Here is a 17,369-nt window from a genome sequence, read left to right as displayed (position 1 = left end):
AGCATGTGAGAGATGCCAATGAACACGGGCCCAATGAACCCGACTGCGTGACGCCAGCGCAGGTGCGCGCAAGCCAGCGCGACTCAGGCATCCAGCAGGCTCTCGATGTCGGACGCCATCGACGCTGGCGTCGTTGTCGGGGCGTAGCGGCCGACGACCACGCCTTCGCGATCGACCAGAAACTTGGTGAAGTTCCATTTGATCGATTCAGTGCCAAGCACGCCCCTGGCGTTGTCCTTGAGCCATTCGAAGAGCGGGTGTGCGTTGTCGCCGTTGACGTCGATCTTTGCGAACATCGGGAAGCTGACACCGTAGTTCTTCTCGCAAAAGATCGCGATTTCGCTTTCGTTGCCGGGTTCCTGCGAACCGAACTGATTGCACGGAAAACCGAGTACGACGAAGCCGCGTTCGGCGTAGTTCTTGTAAAGCGTCTCCAGGCCCGCGTACTGCGGCGTGAAGCCGCACTGGCTGGCGGTGTTGACGATCAGCATCACCTTGCCCGCGTACTCGGCAAGCGTGTGCTCCTGCCCGTCGAGTGCGCGCAGCGGGACTTCGTAAATCGGCGTGTTTGCCGGGGTGTCCGGGGTCTCATCCATGGCCTGACGCTCCTGCAGAAGGGAGGTCCGAGTGTGTCGTGGCGCGGCGCTCAGGTCAAATGCTGGTGACGTCCTCGTGCAGCTTGGCCAGCACGGTGCCTGGCAGCCCCATGCGACGTGCGGTCAGGGCTTTCTCGAACTCGGTGGCTGGCAGCGGACGACCAAACAGGTAGCCCTGGAACTGGTCGCATCCGTGCGCGAGCAGAAACTCGCGCTGGGCTTCGGTCTCGACGCCTTCAGCCACCACCTTCATGCCCAGACTGTGGGCGAGGGCGATCACCGCGGCGGCAATCTTGCCGTCGGTATTCTCGCGGTGGATGTCATTGACGAAGCTGCGATCAATCTTCAGCACGTTGACGCGGAACTGCTTGAGATAGGAGAGCGAGGAATAGCCGGTGCCGAAGTCGTCGATCGAGAGGTCGATACCCATGTCCTGCAGGATGTTGAGGGTCTCGATGGTGCGGTCGACATCGCGCATCAGCATGGTTTCGGTGAGCTCGAGCCCGAGCAGTCCGGCTGGCAGACGGGTTTCGGTTAATACCTCCTCGACCAGCGATGACAGCTTGCGCTGCGTGAACTGGTGCGCGGAGAGATTGACTGCAACCGGCACCGGCATCATGCCTGCGTCACGCCAGACCCGAAGCTGGCGGCAGGCCTCGCGCATCACCCATTCGCCGATCGGCACGATGAGCCCGGACTCCTCCGCCACCGGGACGAAGCGGCCCGGCGAGATGAGGCCGAGATCCGGGTGACGCCAGCGCAACAGGGCTTCAGCACCCACCAGGCGTCCGGTGGTCGCGCACACCTTGGGCTGGTAGTGGAGCTCGAGTTCGTTGCGTTCCAGGGCGCCACGCAGTTGGTTCTCGAGGAGCAGGTCGCCGAGCGAGGCCGAGTTCATGTCTGCCGAATAGAATTGATAGGCGTCGCGCCCCTCGGCCTTGGCCCGATACATGGCGGCATCGGCATTGCGCAGCAACTCGGCCGGGGTAAGCCCGTCGCCATCGAAAATGGCGATGCCGATACTGGCCGTGACCGTGATCTCGTGGTCGCCCAGCAGGTAGGGATGGCCCACGGTCTGCAGGAGTTTTCGTGCAACCATCGCCGCATCCTGGGGATGGTCGACGTCGGGAACGACCAGCACGAACTCGTCGCTGCCCGGTCTGGAGACGGTGTCGGTTTCGCGCACGACCGCAAGACAGCGGTGTGCGACCTGTTGCAGCAGACCATCACCAAGATCGTGTCCGAGCGAGTCGTTGATGGTCTTGAAACGATCTAGGTTGAGCAGCAGCACGGCGGTGTGGCTTCCGACCCGGCGCGACTGCAGGATGGCCTGTTCCAGCCTGTCCTGCAGCAGCAGGCGGTTGGGCAGGTTGGTCAGGCTGTCATGGTGGGCAAGGTGGTGGATGCGGGCCTCGGCCTGCTTGCGCTCGGTGATGTCGGAGAACAGCCCAATGTAGTGGCTGGTCGCGCCGTCCTGGTTGCGTACGGCCGTGATCGACAGCCACTCCGGATAGACTTCGCCATTCTTGCGCCGGTTCCAGATTTCGCCTTGCCATTGACCGCGCCTGTCCAAGGCACGCCACATGTCGCGATAGAAATTTTCGGGCTGACGGCCGGATTTCAGCATGGACGGAGAGCGTTCGAGCATCTCTGCAGTCGTGTAGCCGGTGATTTCGCTGAATGCCGGGTTCGTGGCGACGATCCGGCCGCTGCCATCGGTAATCAGCATGCCTTCCGTTGCATTGGTAAACACCGTCGCATAGAGCTTGAGATCATGTTGGGTGCGATCCAGCGTCGCGATGCGTTCCTTGAGCTGCCCGTTAACCTGTGCCAGGTCGCTGGATGTCCGCGCAAGGCGGAGCATGGCGAGCGCCAGATAGCCGGCAAGAACCAGCGCCAGCACAAAGAGGCTGACCCGGTAGTTATGGGCGGTGCGCGAAGCCCGTTCGTAACCGCGGGCATAGGTCTGCGCCAGCTCTTCGCCTAGCGCTGCCGTGGGCATGGCCAATGTCTCGCGGGTCAGGGTGTCGAGAATCGGCTTGTGCTCGAGGATTACACGGCCATGCAGCAGCACGTTGGTCATCTGCTGTTGATGCGCCCCTTTCAGCTGCGCGACGATCGATTCGAGCTTCGTCATGCTCTCTTCGAGGCGCTGTGCGAGCTGTACGTCAGCGTTATGCGCATGGGTCATCACGCCCCGCACGAAGATCCCGATAGGACGGGTCTGCGCGATCGGCGCGGTGTCGTCGCCGATCAGGAGATCGGTTGCGAGCGGCAGATAGGCAAGGGAGTTGCGGAGCACCGAGTGCTCGCGCTTGAACAGGTCGATCTGGCGGATCTTCTGTTCCAGCACATCCCGGTATTGTGCGACGCGGTTCAGCACCTGAAGACGGTCATTGGCGGACAGAAAGCCGGGTACGTCCTTGAGTTCGGACACCACCTCGTGCAGTTCACCGGTTGCCGTGCCGATGGTGTCGAAGTCAACCTGAATGCCGACGCGGCTGGCCAGCACCGCAGCGTTGAGTTCGGCGTCCGCCTGACGCAACAGCCTGAGTTCGCGCGCATAGTGCTCATGCGCCTGGGGCGAGATCGCATCGGCGCGCAGGAACAGCCAGCTCAGCAGGCTGGCAGCAATGCCGATGGCGACCAGCATCCACGCGAAGCCGGTGCGACTGACGATGGTGGGCAGCAGTGTCGGCCGTTCGTGGGCGCTCACTGCAGGGGGGCTCCACGAAAACTGCCGCTGAGCGTGTGCAGAAACGCCACGAGAAGCCGACGGTCCTCTGTGGTGAGCGGTCGGCCGAGCTGATAGCGTGCCATGATTTCTGCTGCATCTTCCAGTGTCTCGACGCTGCCATCGTGAAAGTAGGGGGCGGTGAGGGCGACGTTGCGCAGACTCGGGACGCGGAAAACGTATCGATCCTCCTGGCGGCCGGTGACGTTGAAACGGCCGAGGTCGGTCGGGCTGCTCATGCCTTTGTCGGCATAATAATCGCCCATCACGCCGAAGCGCTGGAACAGGTTGCCGCCGACATTGATGCCCTGATGGCAGCTGGCGCAACCGAGACTCTTGAAACGGGCGTAACCCTCGATCTCATCGGCGCTGAGGGCGTTGGTCCTGCCACGCAGGTACTGGTCGAACCGGGCGCCGGGTGTCAGCAGGCTGCGCTCGAAAGTAGCCAGTGCATCGGCGATCGTTTCCGCGCTGATGCCTTGTGGATAGAGCTCGGCAAACAGGCTGCGATAGTCGTCGCTCTTGTTCAGACGCTCGATCACCAGGCTCCAGCTGGAGCCCATTTCCACCGGGTTGTGAAGCGGGCCGGCAACCTGCTCTTCCAGCGTTGCGGCCCGTCCGTCCCAGAACTGAGCGAAGTTCAGGCCGGCGTTGAATACAGTCGGGGCGTTGGCGGTGCCGAGTGCGCCACCCACCCCTCTGGAAGCGGGCAGACCGTCGGTGCCGGCCCTGTCGAGCGGGTGGCAGCTGGCGCAGGAGATCGTGTAATCGACCGACAGTACAGGGTCGTGAAAGAGACGTTCGCCGAGGCCAGCGCGAAGCGGGTCTGTAAGCTGCGGATCGGCCGGCAGGGGGGAAATCGGCTCCGCGCGCCGGTCCACGCCGCCCATCATCAGCGTGATGGGCGATGGGGTGGCTGCCGATGGCGCTTCACGCCAGGTCAGGATGACCAGAGTGGCAGCAAATACGGTCAGCAGGCCAGCTATAACAAAACTAGGCGTACTGTCTTTCACCGCGGCATCTTACTTCCGCAGCTTTCAACCGATTTGACCCTGATCAAGGAATTTGAGAACTCTTCGTACTTCCGGAGAAGAGCCGAGAGAACTCTTCAGTAGTATGTCTTCCTGTCTGCCGGCCCGATTGCCGAAACAAGGGGGGCGGTCAATGGTTCAGCGCTCCACGAAAGCGCGCTCGATCACGTAGTCGCCCGGTTCCCCGATACGCTTGGAAATCTGGAAGCCCCGTTCATCGAGCAGGGTGCAGCAGTCGGCGAGCATCGACGGACTGCCGCAGATCATCGCACGGTCAAGCGCGGGGTCGAGGGGCTGCAGATCGCAATCGCTCAGCAGCTTTCCGGAGCGGATGAGATCGGTCAGGCGCCCGTTGTTGCGGAAGGGTTCGCGGGTGACGGTCGGGTAGTAAATCAGCTTTTCACGCACGGACTCGCCAAACCAGGGGTTCTCGGGCAGGTCCTTCTCGATGAAGTCGGCGTAGGCGAGTTCGGACGTATGGCGCACGCCGTGGATCAGGACGATGCGCTCGAAGCGCTCATAGGTTTCCGGGTCCTGGATGACGCTGATGAAAGGTGCCAGTCCGGTGCCGGTGGACATCAGGTACAGGTTGCGGCCGGGGCGAAGGTCGTGCAGCACCAGCGTACCGGTGGGCTTCTTGCTGACCACGATCGGGTCGCCTTCGCGCAGGTGTTGCAGACGCGAAGTGAGCGGACCGTCGGGCACCTTGATGCTGAAGAACTCGAGGTGCTCCTCGTAGTTGGGGCTGGCGATGCTGTAGGCGCGCGTCAGCGGACGGCCGTCGAGTTCGAGGCCGATCAGGACGAACTGTCCGTTCTCGAAGCGCAGGCCGGGGTTGCGGGTGGTGCGGAAACTGAACAGGGAGTCGTTCCAGTGATGGACGCTGAGAATGCGTTCCTGATTCAGATTGCTCATGGTGTGCTCTTGGATGAATGAGTGATGGGCGAAGTTTACCGGTGCTTCTTTACCTGAATGGTGGATAATTCAGCTAAGCCTTACCGGTTTTATAAATATGAAGTACACCCTTCGCCAGATTGAAGCCTTTGTTGCCATCGCCCGCAGTGACAATGTGTCGCGTGCCGCCGAAGCGCTCAACCTGTCGCAATCGGCTACCAGCGCGGCGCTCGCCGAACTGGAGAACCAGTTCGAGCATCAGCTCTTCGATCGTCACGGCCGGCGTCTGCACCTGAACGAGCAGGGACGTCTGCTGCTGCCGCGCGCGGTGGAACTGCTGGATCGTGCGGAGGAGGTGGAGGCGCTGTTGCGTGGAGAGCGCGGACTGGGCAGCCTGCGGGTCGGGGCGACGCTGACCATTGGCAATTACCTGCTGCCGCTGATTGTTTCGGGCTTTCTGCAGCGACATCCGGAAAGCCATGTTCAACTGCAGGTGCAGAACACGGCCAACGTGGTGGCCCAGGTACTTCATCATGAAATCGATCTTGGCCTCATCGAGGGGCAGGTTCTCGATCGCGAGATCGAGATCGAACCCTGGGTGGACGACGAACTGGTGGTGTTCTGTGCGCCGTCCCATCGCCTGGCGCAGCAGTCCACTGCGACCCTGGCCGAAATTGCAGCCGAGCCGATGATTCTGCGCGAGCGCGGATCGGGTACCCGCGAAACTTTCGAGCAGGCCCTGCGCCACTGGGAGGGGGGACTGCGAGTTCAGCTCGAACTCGAGCACACGGAAGCAATCAAGCGTGCAGTGGAGAGCGGACTTGGGATTGGCTGCATCTCGAGGCTGGCGCTGCGCGATGCCTTCAGGCGTGGCAGTCTGGTCCCGGTGGAGACCCCCGAGCTCGATCTGCGGCGTCGTTTTCAGTTCATCTGGCGTCGCGGGAAGTACCATACGGCAGCGATCAGAACCTTTCTCGACGATTGCCGGGCGCTGACGTCCGGCGCTCAGCGCAGTCACGAAATTTCATTGCCCGCGGTCCCCTGACCGCCGCATTTTCATCCTGCAGCGCCGCGGTGCGCGCAGGTCTTCAATCATTCCGGAGTTTCCGACCATGACTGATCCCCAGTTGAGCTGGATCGAACAAGACGAAGCGTGCACTGCGCGCTGGCATTCAGAAAGTGGAACGCCGCCACCGCGTCGCGTGCAGATGGCCGACGACACCATGAACGCGGATACGGCCTTCCGTCTTGCGTGCGAGGGCACGGCCCTGCTGTGGCGTGGCGACTTCCAGAACGCGCGCCTGCTGTTGCAGGCCGTGGCGCGGCGCGCCGAGCCGAAACCGAAAAAGGCTGCGCGCAAGAAGGCCAAGGCGGCCGATGTGACGCCAGCCCATGCCTTCCACCTCTATCGGCAGTCGCAGGCACAGCGCGCCCGTATTCTTGGCATGCTGCTGATTCCCGTGGGCGAGGATTACACCATTCCGCTGCGCCGTGCGCCGGATATCAGCGAAGCCTGCGTTGAGGCTTACGGCGAGAGCACGGGGCCCTTTGTCGTTTCCCTGCGTGAGTTGCTCGGGGTCGTCAGTGCCCATGAGTGGCGCAAGAAGGGCGTTGAGATTCAGGAGCTCGGTGCGCGGATCCATGCGCACTACGGCGTGTATTCGCCGGTGCGCGGCGAATATGTGGATCTCGTCGCCAAGGCGCCGCTGCCGGGCAAGGCGCTTGCGTTCGACATCGGCACCGGTACCGGCGTGCTGGCAGCCTTGCTGGTTCGGCGTGGCGTGGCACGCGTGATTGCGACCGATCAGTCGCCGCGCGCGATCGCATGCGCACGCGACAATATCGAGCGCCTCGGCATGAGCGACAAGGTCGAGATCGAGACCACCGACCTCTTTCCCGACGGCCGCGCATCGCTGGTGGTATGCAACCCGCCCTGGCTGCCGGCCGCCGCCAGTTCCCTGCTTGAGCAATCGGTGTACGATCCCGACAGCCGCATGCTCAAGGGCTTCCTGAGCGGACTGGCGGCACACCTGACGCCGGGCGGCGAAGGCTGGCTGATCCTGTCCGACCTCGCGGAGCACCTCGGCCTGCGCAGCCGTGAGTTCCTGCAGGAGGAGATCGCGAAGAATGGCCTGAAAGTCGTGGCGCGCACGGAAATCCGGCCCCGGCATTCACGTGCCACGGATGAGTCCGATCCGCTGCACCATGCCCGGTCGGCAGAAATGACTTCACTGTGGCGGCTGGCGGCGGCCTGAGCCTGCACGGATTCTGCCGTCCTGCCCACGGGCGGGGCACCAAAAAAACGGCGGGCCTGAGCCCGCCGTTTTTTCGTCTGTCGTTTGCGACCGTCAGTGCGCGGGCTGCAATTTGCAGTCGCTGTCGGCGGTCTGGCGGTCGGGCATGTACGCGGCCACCTGACACGCGATGGAGGCGACGTAGGGGATGCACTGCAGGCAGAGGATGCCAACCCACAGCTGGGTTTCGAGGTTGTCGGCGCCGCGGGTCATGACCAGCGAAACCGCACCCAGGATAAGCGCCAGCAGCATGCCGATCTCTTCCCGGATCGGGCCGAAGAAGGCCAGCGCACCCTTTGCCTTCCAGCCCTTGGGCGTAACGACGAACTCGCCCTTCTTCTTCGCCAGGCCGGCAAACACGCCGCGGGCGATCGAGTGCGCAAGTCCGACCGAGAGGATGGATGCGCCGAGGATGTCCCTCCACGGGCAGTCCATCGTGCGGCGATAGAGGATCGGTCCCAGCGCGGCCTTGAATGCCATGAAGCCAAGAATCGGGAAGGCGAGCGCAGTGACCGGCAGTCCGAAGGCCTTGGGGAAGGCGAGGATACCGAGCGTCCAGATCAGGCTGCCGAACGCAAACACCAGTTGCAGGGCATCTCCCAGCCAGGCGAACCAGCCCGTCAGGAAGTGATAGCGCTGCGCCAGGTTCAGCGTGCTGCGGCCGACCATGTGCGGCAGGTGGTTCTTGAGGATCTGCATTGCACCAAAGGCCCAGCGGAAACGCTGACTCTTGATGGCGGCAAAGTCCGACGGCGTCAGGCCGCGGCCGAGGATGTGATCCACGTAGCGCGTGTCGTAACCCTTTTCGATCAGGCGCAGGCCGAGTTCGGTGTCTTCACAGATACACCACTCCGACCAGCCGCCAACCTCTTCGAGCGCGAGCCTGCGCACCAGCGTCATGGTGCCGTGCTGGATCAGTGCGTTGCGCTCGTTGCGGTGGTGCATGCCAATGCGGAAGAAACCGTCGAACTCCCAGTTGCACATGCGGCGGAAGGGCTGGGTTTCCCAGTCGCGGTGGGCCTGCGGCGCCTGCACGACAGCGACATCGGGCTTGTCGAAGTGCGGAATGAGACAGGACAGCCACTCGGGGTCGACCACGTAGTCGGCATCGACCACACCGACGACTTCGGCACGCGGGTCGGTGACCTTGAGTCCGTAGTTCAGCGCACCGGCCTTGAAGCCTGGCCAGTTCATCAGGTGGAAGAAGCGGAAGCGCGGGCCGAGTTCGGCGCAACGCTTCTCCAGCGGCTTCCACAGGGCGTCATCCTTGGTGTTGTTGTCGAGGATGAGGACTTCGAAGTTGGCGTAGTTGAGCGCGGCCAGGCTGTCGATGGTGGCGATCACCATTTCCGGCGGCTCATTGTGACAGGCCAGGTGAATCGACACGAAGGGCTGCTCGTCGGGTGCATGCGGCGGCAAGGGCATGAAGCGGCGGCGCCACTTGTCCTTGAACAGCATTTCGCCGAATTCAAAGCCATGCGACAGCAGCACGGCCGCCGTCATGCCGGTCGCGGCAATGAGCATGCCGAGTCCGATCAGGTCGCGCTGGGTTAGGTAGTAGTCCACCGGTACGTTGAGGCCGACGATCAGGGTCGACACACAGGCCTGGATCATGCCGGCAAGAAAGATGCGGCCGGCGATGCTCCAGTCGGTGAGGAAGAAGGCAATCAGGAACATCGGCAGCAGCGCAAGGACGCCGGCGTTGCTCGCTTTCTTGCTCCAGTGCGGATCGCGCTGAACCAGGCCTTCAAGCGCAAACTTGGGCTGGCGGTCGGCGTTGAACATGCCCCAGTAGGCGCCCGCCCAGCCTTCGATTTCGACTTTCCACGGCTGGTCGATCGCTTCCATCAGGAAGTAGTCGATACGGGCGGTGCGGGGGTTGGCAAGGAACTCGCGGATGAAGCGGGCTTCGTTGTCGAGCGAAGGTACGGCCCCGCCGATGACCGGACCCTTGCTCGGCCAGCCGATCTCGCCAACGACGATCTTCTTCTTCGGGAAGGTTCTTGCCAGTTCGTCGTAACGCTCGAAAGCGTAGTTCACCGCGGCTTCGACCGGTACGCCTTCGTGGTAGGGCAGGAGGTGTACGGTGATGTAATCGACGTGCTTGGCCAGTTCCGGGTACTTGAGCCAGACGTGCCAGGGTTCGGCAGACGACACGGGCTTGCGCAGTTCCTTGCGCGCACGGTCGAGATAGACGATGAGCTCTTCCGGGCTGAGGTCTCCGCGCAGAATGGATTCGTTGCCGATCATGACGCGCTCGACGTGGCGCATCTTGCGTGCGGCCTCGACGAGGGCATCGATCTCGCGATCGTTCTTTTCCTTGTCGCGGTCGAGCCAGGCGCCGGCGGTGACGAGCAGGTCGCGTTCGCCTGCGATGGCGAGCAGGCTCGGCAGGTCGGTGACGCCGTAGGTGCGCAGGTTGTCGGCTGCGCTGGCAAGCAGGTCGAGGTCGCTACCAAGCTGGGCATCGGTGGGATAGGTACCGAGCAGCGGGCTTTGGTCACGCTGAAAACCGTTGTAGGCGAATCCCTTGATGCTCTGGGTCGCACCTGCAACTTCGGAACCACGGTTGAATTGTTGCCAGAGCCAGTACTGTGCGAGTGCAACAAGCGCGGCGATGGCAAACGCGAGGGCCAGGCGGTACGTGAGCGAGGCGGCGTTTTTCATGTCTAAAGCGTTTCCAGTCAAGGGCTTGTAGGCCCGGATCAACAGCGAGCACGGCTTTGTGGGCCCGAATTGAAGCGTGTCATCAGGCGCGCTTGCGCAAACGCACTCCGGGCCCGGCTTATGTGACAGAATCCACGCCGTCCGTTCCAGCTTCAACGGGCAGCATTTTATTCAGTATTTCAGTCCCTTAGGAGATTCTCTGTGGGCTGATTTGCAACAGGACGTATTGCGGGCGCATTACGATTGATTTGTAAGGGGAAAGCCGGGTGATTGGTAATAATTTGTTCAAACATGGCGGCCGGTCGGTGCTCGTTGCGGGCCTTGCCGTGCTGTTGATTGCAGCGGGGCTGCGTTACGGGGTGATCGAGAACGGTTTGCTGCCGCGCGACTGCGCCGCACCCGGGCAGGACAGCGGCCTTGCATGTACGCTGAAGTGGCTGCTGGTGCAGACTTTTCACCAGCAGCGCATGGGCTGGTTCAGCCTGATTTGCGGAGGGATCGCGTTCATGCTGTCCTGCCGCAAGCTCGCCTGGGCCGGCTGGCTGAGTGGTATCGGCGGCCTGCTGCTGTACAGCTACGATTACGCTGCCGTCGGCGGACTGCTGTCACTGCTCGTGTTGCTGCGTCCGCGCAAGCGCGGGCAGGGCGAACACGAGGCCGGTGAGCAGCCAGGCGATGGCCTGCGGGTTGGCGGGCTCAGGTAGCCAGCGGCCGACGACGGCAAGGACGATGAGCGCGGCGCAGACGCGTTCGGCGCGTCCTGCAGCCGGACTCCACCACGCGATCACGCCGTACACGCCTGCCGGCACCAGATAGAGCAGGGTGGGGAAGTCGCGATAGCGCGAATCGGCGAACAGCAGCAGTGCGGCGATGGCGGCTGCGAACAGCAGTGCGCCACGCAGCGCGCCGAGCGCGTTGGCGGCAGAAAGGTCGCCGCGACGCAGCGCAGCCCACGCCGTTTCCGCGCGTGGCAGGGCAGTCCCTTGCCAGCACGCCAGCGCGAGCGTCGATAGAACAGCAGCGACGGCCACGGCGCCGAGCACGGTCCATTCGGTGGCGTCGCGGTAGGCGAGGTGTGCATGCTCCCAGTGCAGCACCGCAAGCAGACCGGTCGTTGCGCCGCTCAGCGTCAGCGCTGCGATGCGCAGCAGCGAGGGCTTGCCAGCGCGCGACACGACGGCAAGGAGCAGGGCGAGCACGGCACCGACTGTGGCTCCGCCAATCGGCGTGGCAAGGTTGTCGCGCTCGGCAACCGGGCCTGAAAGCGGAAACTTGGCGTTCAGGGTCTCTGCATCAAGCATGCCCCAGAAACCGCCGACCGTGCCTTCGAGGCGACGTTTCCAGGGCTGGTCGATGGCCTCGATCAGGTTGTAGTTCCAGCCACTGGCGTGTGCCTGGTGGATGAATTCGCGAATGTAGCGCGCCTGATTGACGCGGGACGGCTTCGACTCCTCACGCTGACGACCGGCGCTGGGCCAGCCGGTTTCGCCGATCAGGATGTCCTTGCCCTTGAAGTGTTCGCCGACTTCCGTGCGAATCTGGGCAACGTGCAGGATGGCCTTTTCGATATCGACCGGCTCGTCTTCCCAGAAGGGCAGGATGTGGACGGTGACGAAGTCGACCGCGTCGGCAAGGCTGTCGTTACGAATCCAGAACTCCCACACGTCGGCATAGGTGACGGGCACTTCGGTCCTGGACTGCGCATAGGCGATGTGTTCGCGCATTTCGTCTACGGTGCGCTCACGTCGCAGCAGGACTTCGTTGCCGACGATCAGCGCCGTGACCACATCGGCATTGTCGTTGGCCACCTTGATTGCATGGTCGAGTTCGGTCTGATTCTTCTTGCGGTCGTAGCCGATCCAGGCCCCGACCAGCACCTTGATGCCGACCTCGCGCGCAACCGAAGGCACCTGATCGAGGCCCTGGTCTACCGAATACAGGCGCACGCACTCGGTGATCTTCGCCAGCGCAGCCAGGTCGTCCGCGATCTGCTCGCGCGAGATCACCGCCTCCGGGTCGAACGGCGTCTGGCCGGGGCGATGATAGGGGGCGTAGGACACGCATTTCAGCCGCTCGCCACCGGCAAGCTGGAGGTCGTGCATCGGCACGGGGCGGGTTTCCGACGTCACCCAGGCGAGTAGTGCTGCAAGTCCGGCGAGATGGGTGATCAGCAGGGCGATCCAGAGCGATCGGCGGGTCGGGCTGGGTGAGGTCATCGGTAGCCGGCTTTCGGTGAGAAGGTGATGAGCAGCGGGTTGCATGCGGGACACAAAAAAGCCACGCCCAAGGGCGTGGCTTCGTTGCGAAGCGCGTGAATTCTAACCCGGAAGCAGGGTCGGATCGCGATCAGTCAGCGTAGTCGCTCATCGGCACGCAGGCGCAGAACAGGTTCCGGTCACCATGCACGTCGTCGATGCGATTGACGCTCGGCCAGAACTTGTTCTCGGCCACCCAGGCCAGCGGGAAGACTGCCTGCTCGCGGGTGTAGGGACGATCCCAGTCGCCCATGACGTCCGCCTGTGTATGCGGTGCGTTCCTGAGCGGGTTGTTGTCCGCCCCCCAGGTGCCGCTCTCGATCTGACGCACTTCCTCGCGAATCGCGATCATGGCGTCGATGAAGCGGTCGATCTCGGCCAGATCCTCGGATTCGGTCGGCTCGACCATGATCGTCCCCGCGACCGGGAAGGACATGGTCGGTGCATGGAAACCGTAGTCCATCAGACGCTTGGCGATATCGACTTCGGTGATGCCAGTCGCGGCCTTGATCGGGCGGATGTCGAGGATGCACTCATGCGCGACCCGACCCTTGCTGCCGGTGTAGAGCACCGGGTAATGCGCGCCGAGCCGGTTGGCGAGGTAGTTGGCATTGAGGATCGCCACTTCGGTCGCGCGCTTGAGTCCGCTGCCGCCCATCATCGCGATGTACATCCACGAGATCGGCAGGATGCTGGCCGAGCCGAAGGGTGCAGCAGAGACGGCGCCCTGGCCCTTGTGCTCGCGCTCCGCTTCGCCCGTGGGGGCGACGACGTGGTCGGCCATGAAGGGGGCGAGGTGGGCGGCGAGGCCGATCGGACCCATGCCCGGGCCCCCACCGCCGTGCGGAATGCAGAAGGTCTTGTGCAGGTTCATGTGCGACACGTCGGCACCGATGGAGGCGGGCGAGGTGAGGCCGACCTGCGCATTGAGGTTGGCGCCGTCCATGTACACCTGGCCGCCATTTTCATGCACGACGGCGCAGATCTCGCGGATCGACTCTTCGAATACGCCGTGTGTCGACGGGTAGGTGATCATCAGCGCGGCCAGTTCATTGCTGTGCTGGGCGGCCTTGGCCTTGAGGTCAGTCACGTCGACGTTGCCGCGCTCGTCGCAATCCACCACTACGACCTTCATGCCACACATCTGCGCGGTGGCAGGGTTGGTGCCGTGCGCGGACTTCGGGATCAGACAGACCTTGCGCTGGGTGTCGCCACGGCTGGCATGGTAGCGGGCGATGGCGACGAGACCGGCGTATTCGCCCTGCGCACCCGAGTTGGGCTGCATGCAGATTGCGGGAAAGCCGGTCACGGCGCGCAGGTAGTCGGCCAGCCCTTCGATCATCTGCAGGTAGCCCGTTGCCTGTTCACGCGGCGCGAAGGGGTGCAGATTGGCAAACTCCGGCCAGGTCACCGGAATCATCTCGCTGGTGGCGTTCAGCTTCATCGTGCAGGAGCCGAGCGAGATCATCGAATGGTCGAGCGCGAGGTCGCGGTTCTGCAGCTTCTTGAGGTAGCGCAGCATCTCGTGTTCGGTGTGGTGAGTGTTAAACACCGGGTGCGAGAGCACCGCGTCCGTGCGCAACAGGCCGGCCGGGATGGCGCCGCCAGCCTGTGCGACGCTGACGTCGAGAGCGTCGACATTGGCGGTGGCGCCGAAGCAGCCCAGCACGGTCTGAATGTCTTCCCGGGTCGTGGTTTCATCGACCGATACACCGATCGAGGTGGCCGACGCATGACGCAGGTTGTAACCGGCGGTGTCTGCGGCGGTCAGGATCTGCGCGGTGTGAACACCCGTATCGACTTCAATGGTGTCGAAGAAACTTGCGCTTGCGAGCTTGAAGCCGGCAGCACGCAGGCCTTCGGCGAGGATGGCAGCGTGGCGGTGAATGCGCGCAGCGATGGTCTTCAACCCTTGCTGGCCGTGATAGACCGCGTAGAAGCCGGCCATGTTGGCCAGCAGCACCTGCGAGGTGCAGATGTTGGAGTTGGCCTTCTCGCGACGGATGTGCTGCTCGCGGGTCTGCAGTGCCATGCGCAGCGCGGTATTGCCACGGGCGTCCTTCGACACGCCGATGATGCGGCCCGGCATCGAGCGCACATGCGCCTCACGCGTGGCAAAGAAGGCAGCGTGCGGGCCGCCGAAGCCCATCGGCACGCCGAAACGCTGGGCCGAGCCGAGCGCGATGTCGGCGCCGAGCGAGCCCGGGCTCTTGAGCAGCACCAGCGCCATCAGGTCCGAGGCCACGGCGACCACGGCACCTTTCGCCTTCAGTGCAGCGATCGGGGCCGCGAGGTCAGCAACTGCGCCATGAGCATTCGGGTACTGCAGCAGCGCGCCGAACACATCGTGCTCGCCGGCGCTGGCCGCATCGCCGAACACGAGTTCGTAGCCGAAGAAATGCGCACGGGTGCGCACCACGTCGATGGTCTGCGGGAAGGTGGCCGCATCGACATAGAATGCGTTGGATTTCGACTTCGATACGCGGCGCGCCATGGTCATGGCTTCGGCTGCGGCGGTGGCTTCGTCCAGCAGCGAGGCGTTGGCCAGCTCCAGCCCGGTGAGGTCGATCACCATCTGCTGATAGTTCAGCAGCGCCTCGAGGCGGCCCTGCGCGATCTCGGCCTGGTACGGGGTGTAGGCGGTGTACCAGCCCGGGTTCTCCATCACGTTGCGCAGGATCACCGCGGGCGTGTGGGTGCCGTAGTAACCGGCGCCGATCATGGAGCGCTTGACGACGTTCTTCTCCGCGAGCTTGCGCAGGGCTGCCAGCGCAACATGCTCGGGCTGGGGCTCGGCCAGTGGCAGCGGCGCCTCGAGGCGGATGGCGGCCGGAACCGTCTGGTCGATGAGGGCATCGACGTCGGGCAGGCCGATGGCTGCACACATCTGAGCGATCTCGTCGGCATTGGGGCCGATGTGACGATGGATGAAGGCATCGCGCTGCTCAAGCTGCGCAAGCGGGGCGGAGAGGAGGGTGTCTGTCATGTCGGATACGGCTGGCAAGGTGGTGCGGAGCGGCTGGCAGACACCTGTCGGTGTCTGCCGAGGCGTCTTACTGAGCGGTTTCGGCGGTGTAGCCGGCAGCATCGAGCAGGCCGTCAACATCGGCTGCATTGGTGGGCTTGAGCTTGAACAGCCAGGCGCTGTACGCGTCGGCGTTGACGCTCTCGGGCGCATCGGCAACGTCCTGGTTGGCAGCGATGACCTCACCGGCGACCGGTGCGTAGATGTCGGAGGCGGCCTTGACCGACTCGATCACTGCGCAGGCTTCCTTGGCTGCAAGCTGGCGACCGGCTTCGGGGAGTTCGAGGAAGACCACGTCGCCGAGCGCTTCCTGAGCGTGGTCGGTGACACCGATGGTCAGGCTGCCGTCGGCTTCGACGCGGACCCATTCATGGGAGGTGGTGTACTTGAGATCAGCGGGGACGTTGCTCATGGAAATCTCCAGGATGTGTTCGCAATGCGAAAAGAAATGGCGGAAACGAGGGACTGCGGAATGATGGTGAGAGTGGCTGGCCGGCACATGGCCGGTCAGCAATCGTAAATCAGGCGACTGCCTTGCCGTTGCGTGCGAAGGGCAGGCGAACGGCGCGGGCCTTGAGCAGCTTGCCCCGCACCTCGACTTCGACGGCGTCGCCGGCTTCGACTTCGAGCGGCAGGCGGGCGAACGCAATCGATTTTTCCAGCGTCGGCGAGAAGCTGCCGCTGGTGGTTTCGCCTTCACCGGCTTGCGTGACCACTTTCATGTGCGAGCGCAGCACACCCTTGTCCTCGAGAATGAGGCCCAGCACGCGACGGCTGGCAGGTTGGGCAAGGAGTGCTGCCTTGCCGACGAAATCGCGCGACTCGTCCTTGAAATCGACGGTCCAGCTCAGGCCTGCGTTCAAGGGCGACACTTCTTCGTCCATGTCCTGGCCGTAGAGGTTCATGCCGGCCTCAAGGCGCAGCGTGTCGCGTGCGCCGAGCCCGCAGGGCGCAACACCCGCAGCGGTCAGGGCGACCCAGGCTGCAACGGCCTGGTCGGCAGGCAGTGCGATCTCGAAGCCGTCTTCGCCGGTGTAGCCGGTGCGGCCGACAAAGATGTCGCCGATGGCTGCGCCCGAGAAGGGCTTGAGCGGCTCGCTCGCGGCACGCAGTGCGGGCAGCGCCTGCCAGGTCTTCTCACGTGCGTTCGGACCCTGCACGGCGATCATGGCCAGATCGCGGCGGGCATTGAGGCTGACGTTGGTGCCGGTGCCTGCAATCTGCTTGCGCATCCAGGCCACGTCCTTGTCGGCGGTGCCGGCGTTGACCACGATGCGGTAGCTGGTGTCGGACAGACGGTAGACGATCAGGTCGTCGATCACGCCACCGTTCTCATTGAGCATGCACGAGTACAGCGCCTTGCCCGGTTCCTTGAGCTTGGCGACGTCGTTGGCGAGCAGGCCGCGCAGATAGGGCGTGGCGTCAGCGCCATCGAGATCGAGCGACAGCATGTGCGAAACGTCAAACATGCCGGCGTCGCGACGCACTGCATGGTGCTCTTCGATCTGCGAGCCGTAATTGACCGGCATGGCCCAGCCGGCGAAGTCGACCATGCGAGCGCCTGCGGCGACATGGGTGGCGTGAAGAGGGGTCTGTCTGACGGGTGCGTTCATGGAGGCTCCGGGCAAGTAAACGAAAAAAGGGGCGAAGCCGGCATGATGCCTGTTCGCCCCATCTGTCCCTTGTACCTGAGAGATTCCAGCACGGTGTGCCGGGTGCCCCTTCGGTGGATGTGCAGCCGGCTCTCGCACGCGCTCACATCACTCTCCAGAATTTCCATGCTGTGCGCGGTCCTTTTGCCTGAGCGATTCCGGGGGGTTACGCCTTCGGCGACTCTCTACGGGAGAGTGCTCTCCCGCGCAACGTGGCGGAA

Annotated in this window: 12 protein-coding genes and 1 riboswitch; of the genes, 3 read left to right on the top strand and 9 right to left on the bottom strand. The window is 63.6% G+C overall.

Annotated features, from left to right (window positions below):
- Window positions 1-83 precede the first annotated feature (83 nt).
- The 4 genes from AC22G6_RS08975 to AC22G6_RS08960 form a co-directional block, all read right to left on the bottom strand.
- A complete protein-coding gene (locus AC22G6_RS08975; protein ID WP_487366490.1) occupies window positions 84-596 on the bottom strand; it encodes a glutathione peroxidase in 513 nt (170 codons plus the stop codon).
- A 55-nt stretch (window positions 597-651) separates the two neighbouring features.
- Window positions 652-3,312: an EAL domain-containing protein gene (locus AC22G6_RS08970; protein ID WP_487366489.1), complete on the bottom strand. Its 2,661-nt coding sequence runs from the start codon at window positions 3,310-3,312 to the stop codon at window positions 652-654.
- The gene (locus tag AC22G6_RS08965) at window positions 3,309-4,343 is read right to left on the bottom strand and encodes a cytochrome-c peroxidase (protein ID WP_487366488.1); all 1,035 of its coding nucleotides are present in this window, start codon (window positions 4,341-4,343) and stop codon (window positions 3,309-3,311) included. Before AC22G6_RS08965 ends, AC22G6_RS08970 begins: the two co-directional genes overlap by 4 nt.
- A 156-nt stretch (window positions 4,344-4,499) precedes the next feature.
- Window positions 4,500-5,276 (bottom strand): ferredoxin--NADP reductase, encoded by a 777-nt coding sequence (locus AC22G6_RS08960; protein ID WP_487366487.1) that lies wholly within the window; start codon window positions 5,274-5,276, stop codon window positions 4,500-4,502.
- Between the two features lie 97 nt (window positions 5,277-5,373).
- On the opposite strand from AC22G6_RS08960, the gene AC22G6_RS08955 reads away from it, so the two are divergent.
- Entirely contained in the window at window positions 5,374-6,300 is a 927-nt protein-coding gene (locus AC22G6_RS08955) for a LysR family transcriptional regulator (RefSeq protein ID WP_108948392.1), read from the top strand.
- Between the two features lie 67 nt (window positions 6,301-6,367).
- Window positions 6,368-7,510: a methyltransferase gene (locus tag AC22G6_RS08950; RefSeq protein WP_487366486.1), complete on the top strand. Its 1,143-nt coding sequence runs from the start codon at window positions 6,368-6,370 to the stop codon at window positions 7,508-7,510.
- 93 nt (window positions 7,511-7,603) lie between these two features.
- Here AC22G6_RS08950 and AC22G6_RS08945 read toward each other — a convergent pair whose 3' ends face one another.
- Window positions 7,604-10,216, bottom strand: a complete 2,613-nt coding sequence (locus tag AC22G6_RS08945) for a glycosyltransferase (protein WP_487366485.1) — start codon at window positions 10,214-10,216, stop codon at window positions 7,604-7,606.
- A gap of 266 nt (window positions 10,217-10,482) precedes the next feature.
- On the opposite strand from AC22G6_RS08945, the gene AC22G6_RS08940 reads away from it, so the two are divergent.
- Entirely contained in the window at window positions 10,483-10,920 is a 438-nt protein-coding gene (locus AC22G6_RS08940) for a hypothetical protein (RefSeq protein WP_487366484.1), read from the top strand.
- Here AC22G6_RS08940 and AC22G6_RS08935 read toward each other — a convergent pair.
- The 4 genes from AC22G6_RS08935 to gcvT form a co-directional block, all read right to left on the bottom strand.
- Entirely contained in the window at window positions 10,822-12,432 is a 1,611-nt protein-coding gene (locus tag AC22G6_RS08935; RefSeq protein ID WP_487366483.1) for a glycoside hydrolase family 17 protein, read from the bottom strand. The two genes, AC22G6_RS08940 and AC22G6_RS08935, sit on opposite strands and share 99 nt — an antisense overlap.
- 130 nt (window positions 12,433-12,562) lie before the next feature.
- Window positions 12,563-15,457, bottom strand: coding sequence for an aminomethyl-transferring glycine dehydrogenase (gene gcvP, locus AC22G6_RS08930; RefSeq protein WP_487366482.1), 2,895 nt, complete (start codon window positions 15,455-15,457; stop codon window positions 12,563-12,565).
- A 67-nt stretch (window positions 15,458-15,524) separates the two neighbouring features.
- Window positions 15,525-15,908: a glycine cleavage system protein GcvH gene (gene gcvH / locus AC22G6_RS08925; protein ID WP_487366481.1), complete on the bottom strand. Its 384-nt coding sequence runs from the start codon at window positions 15,906-15,908 to the stop codon at window positions 15,525-15,527.
- A 109-nt stretch (window positions 15,909-16,017) separates the two neighbouring features.
- Window positions 16,018-17,109, bottom strand: coding sequence for a glycine cleavage system aminomethyltransferase GcvT (gcvT, locus tag AC22G6_RS08920; RefSeq protein WP_487366480.1), 1,092 nt, complete (start codon window positions 17,107-17,109; stop codon window positions 16,018-16,020).
- Between the two features lie 165 nt (window positions 17,110-17,274).
- Window positions 17,275-17,364, bottom strand: a riboswitch (glycine riboswitch).
- Between the last annotated feature and the right edge of the window lie 5 nt (window positions 17,365-17,369).

The organism is Parazoarcus sp. PS-13 R2A, from assembly GCF_057621855.1.
This window is presented reverse-complemented; position numbering and strand designations above follow the sequence as displayed.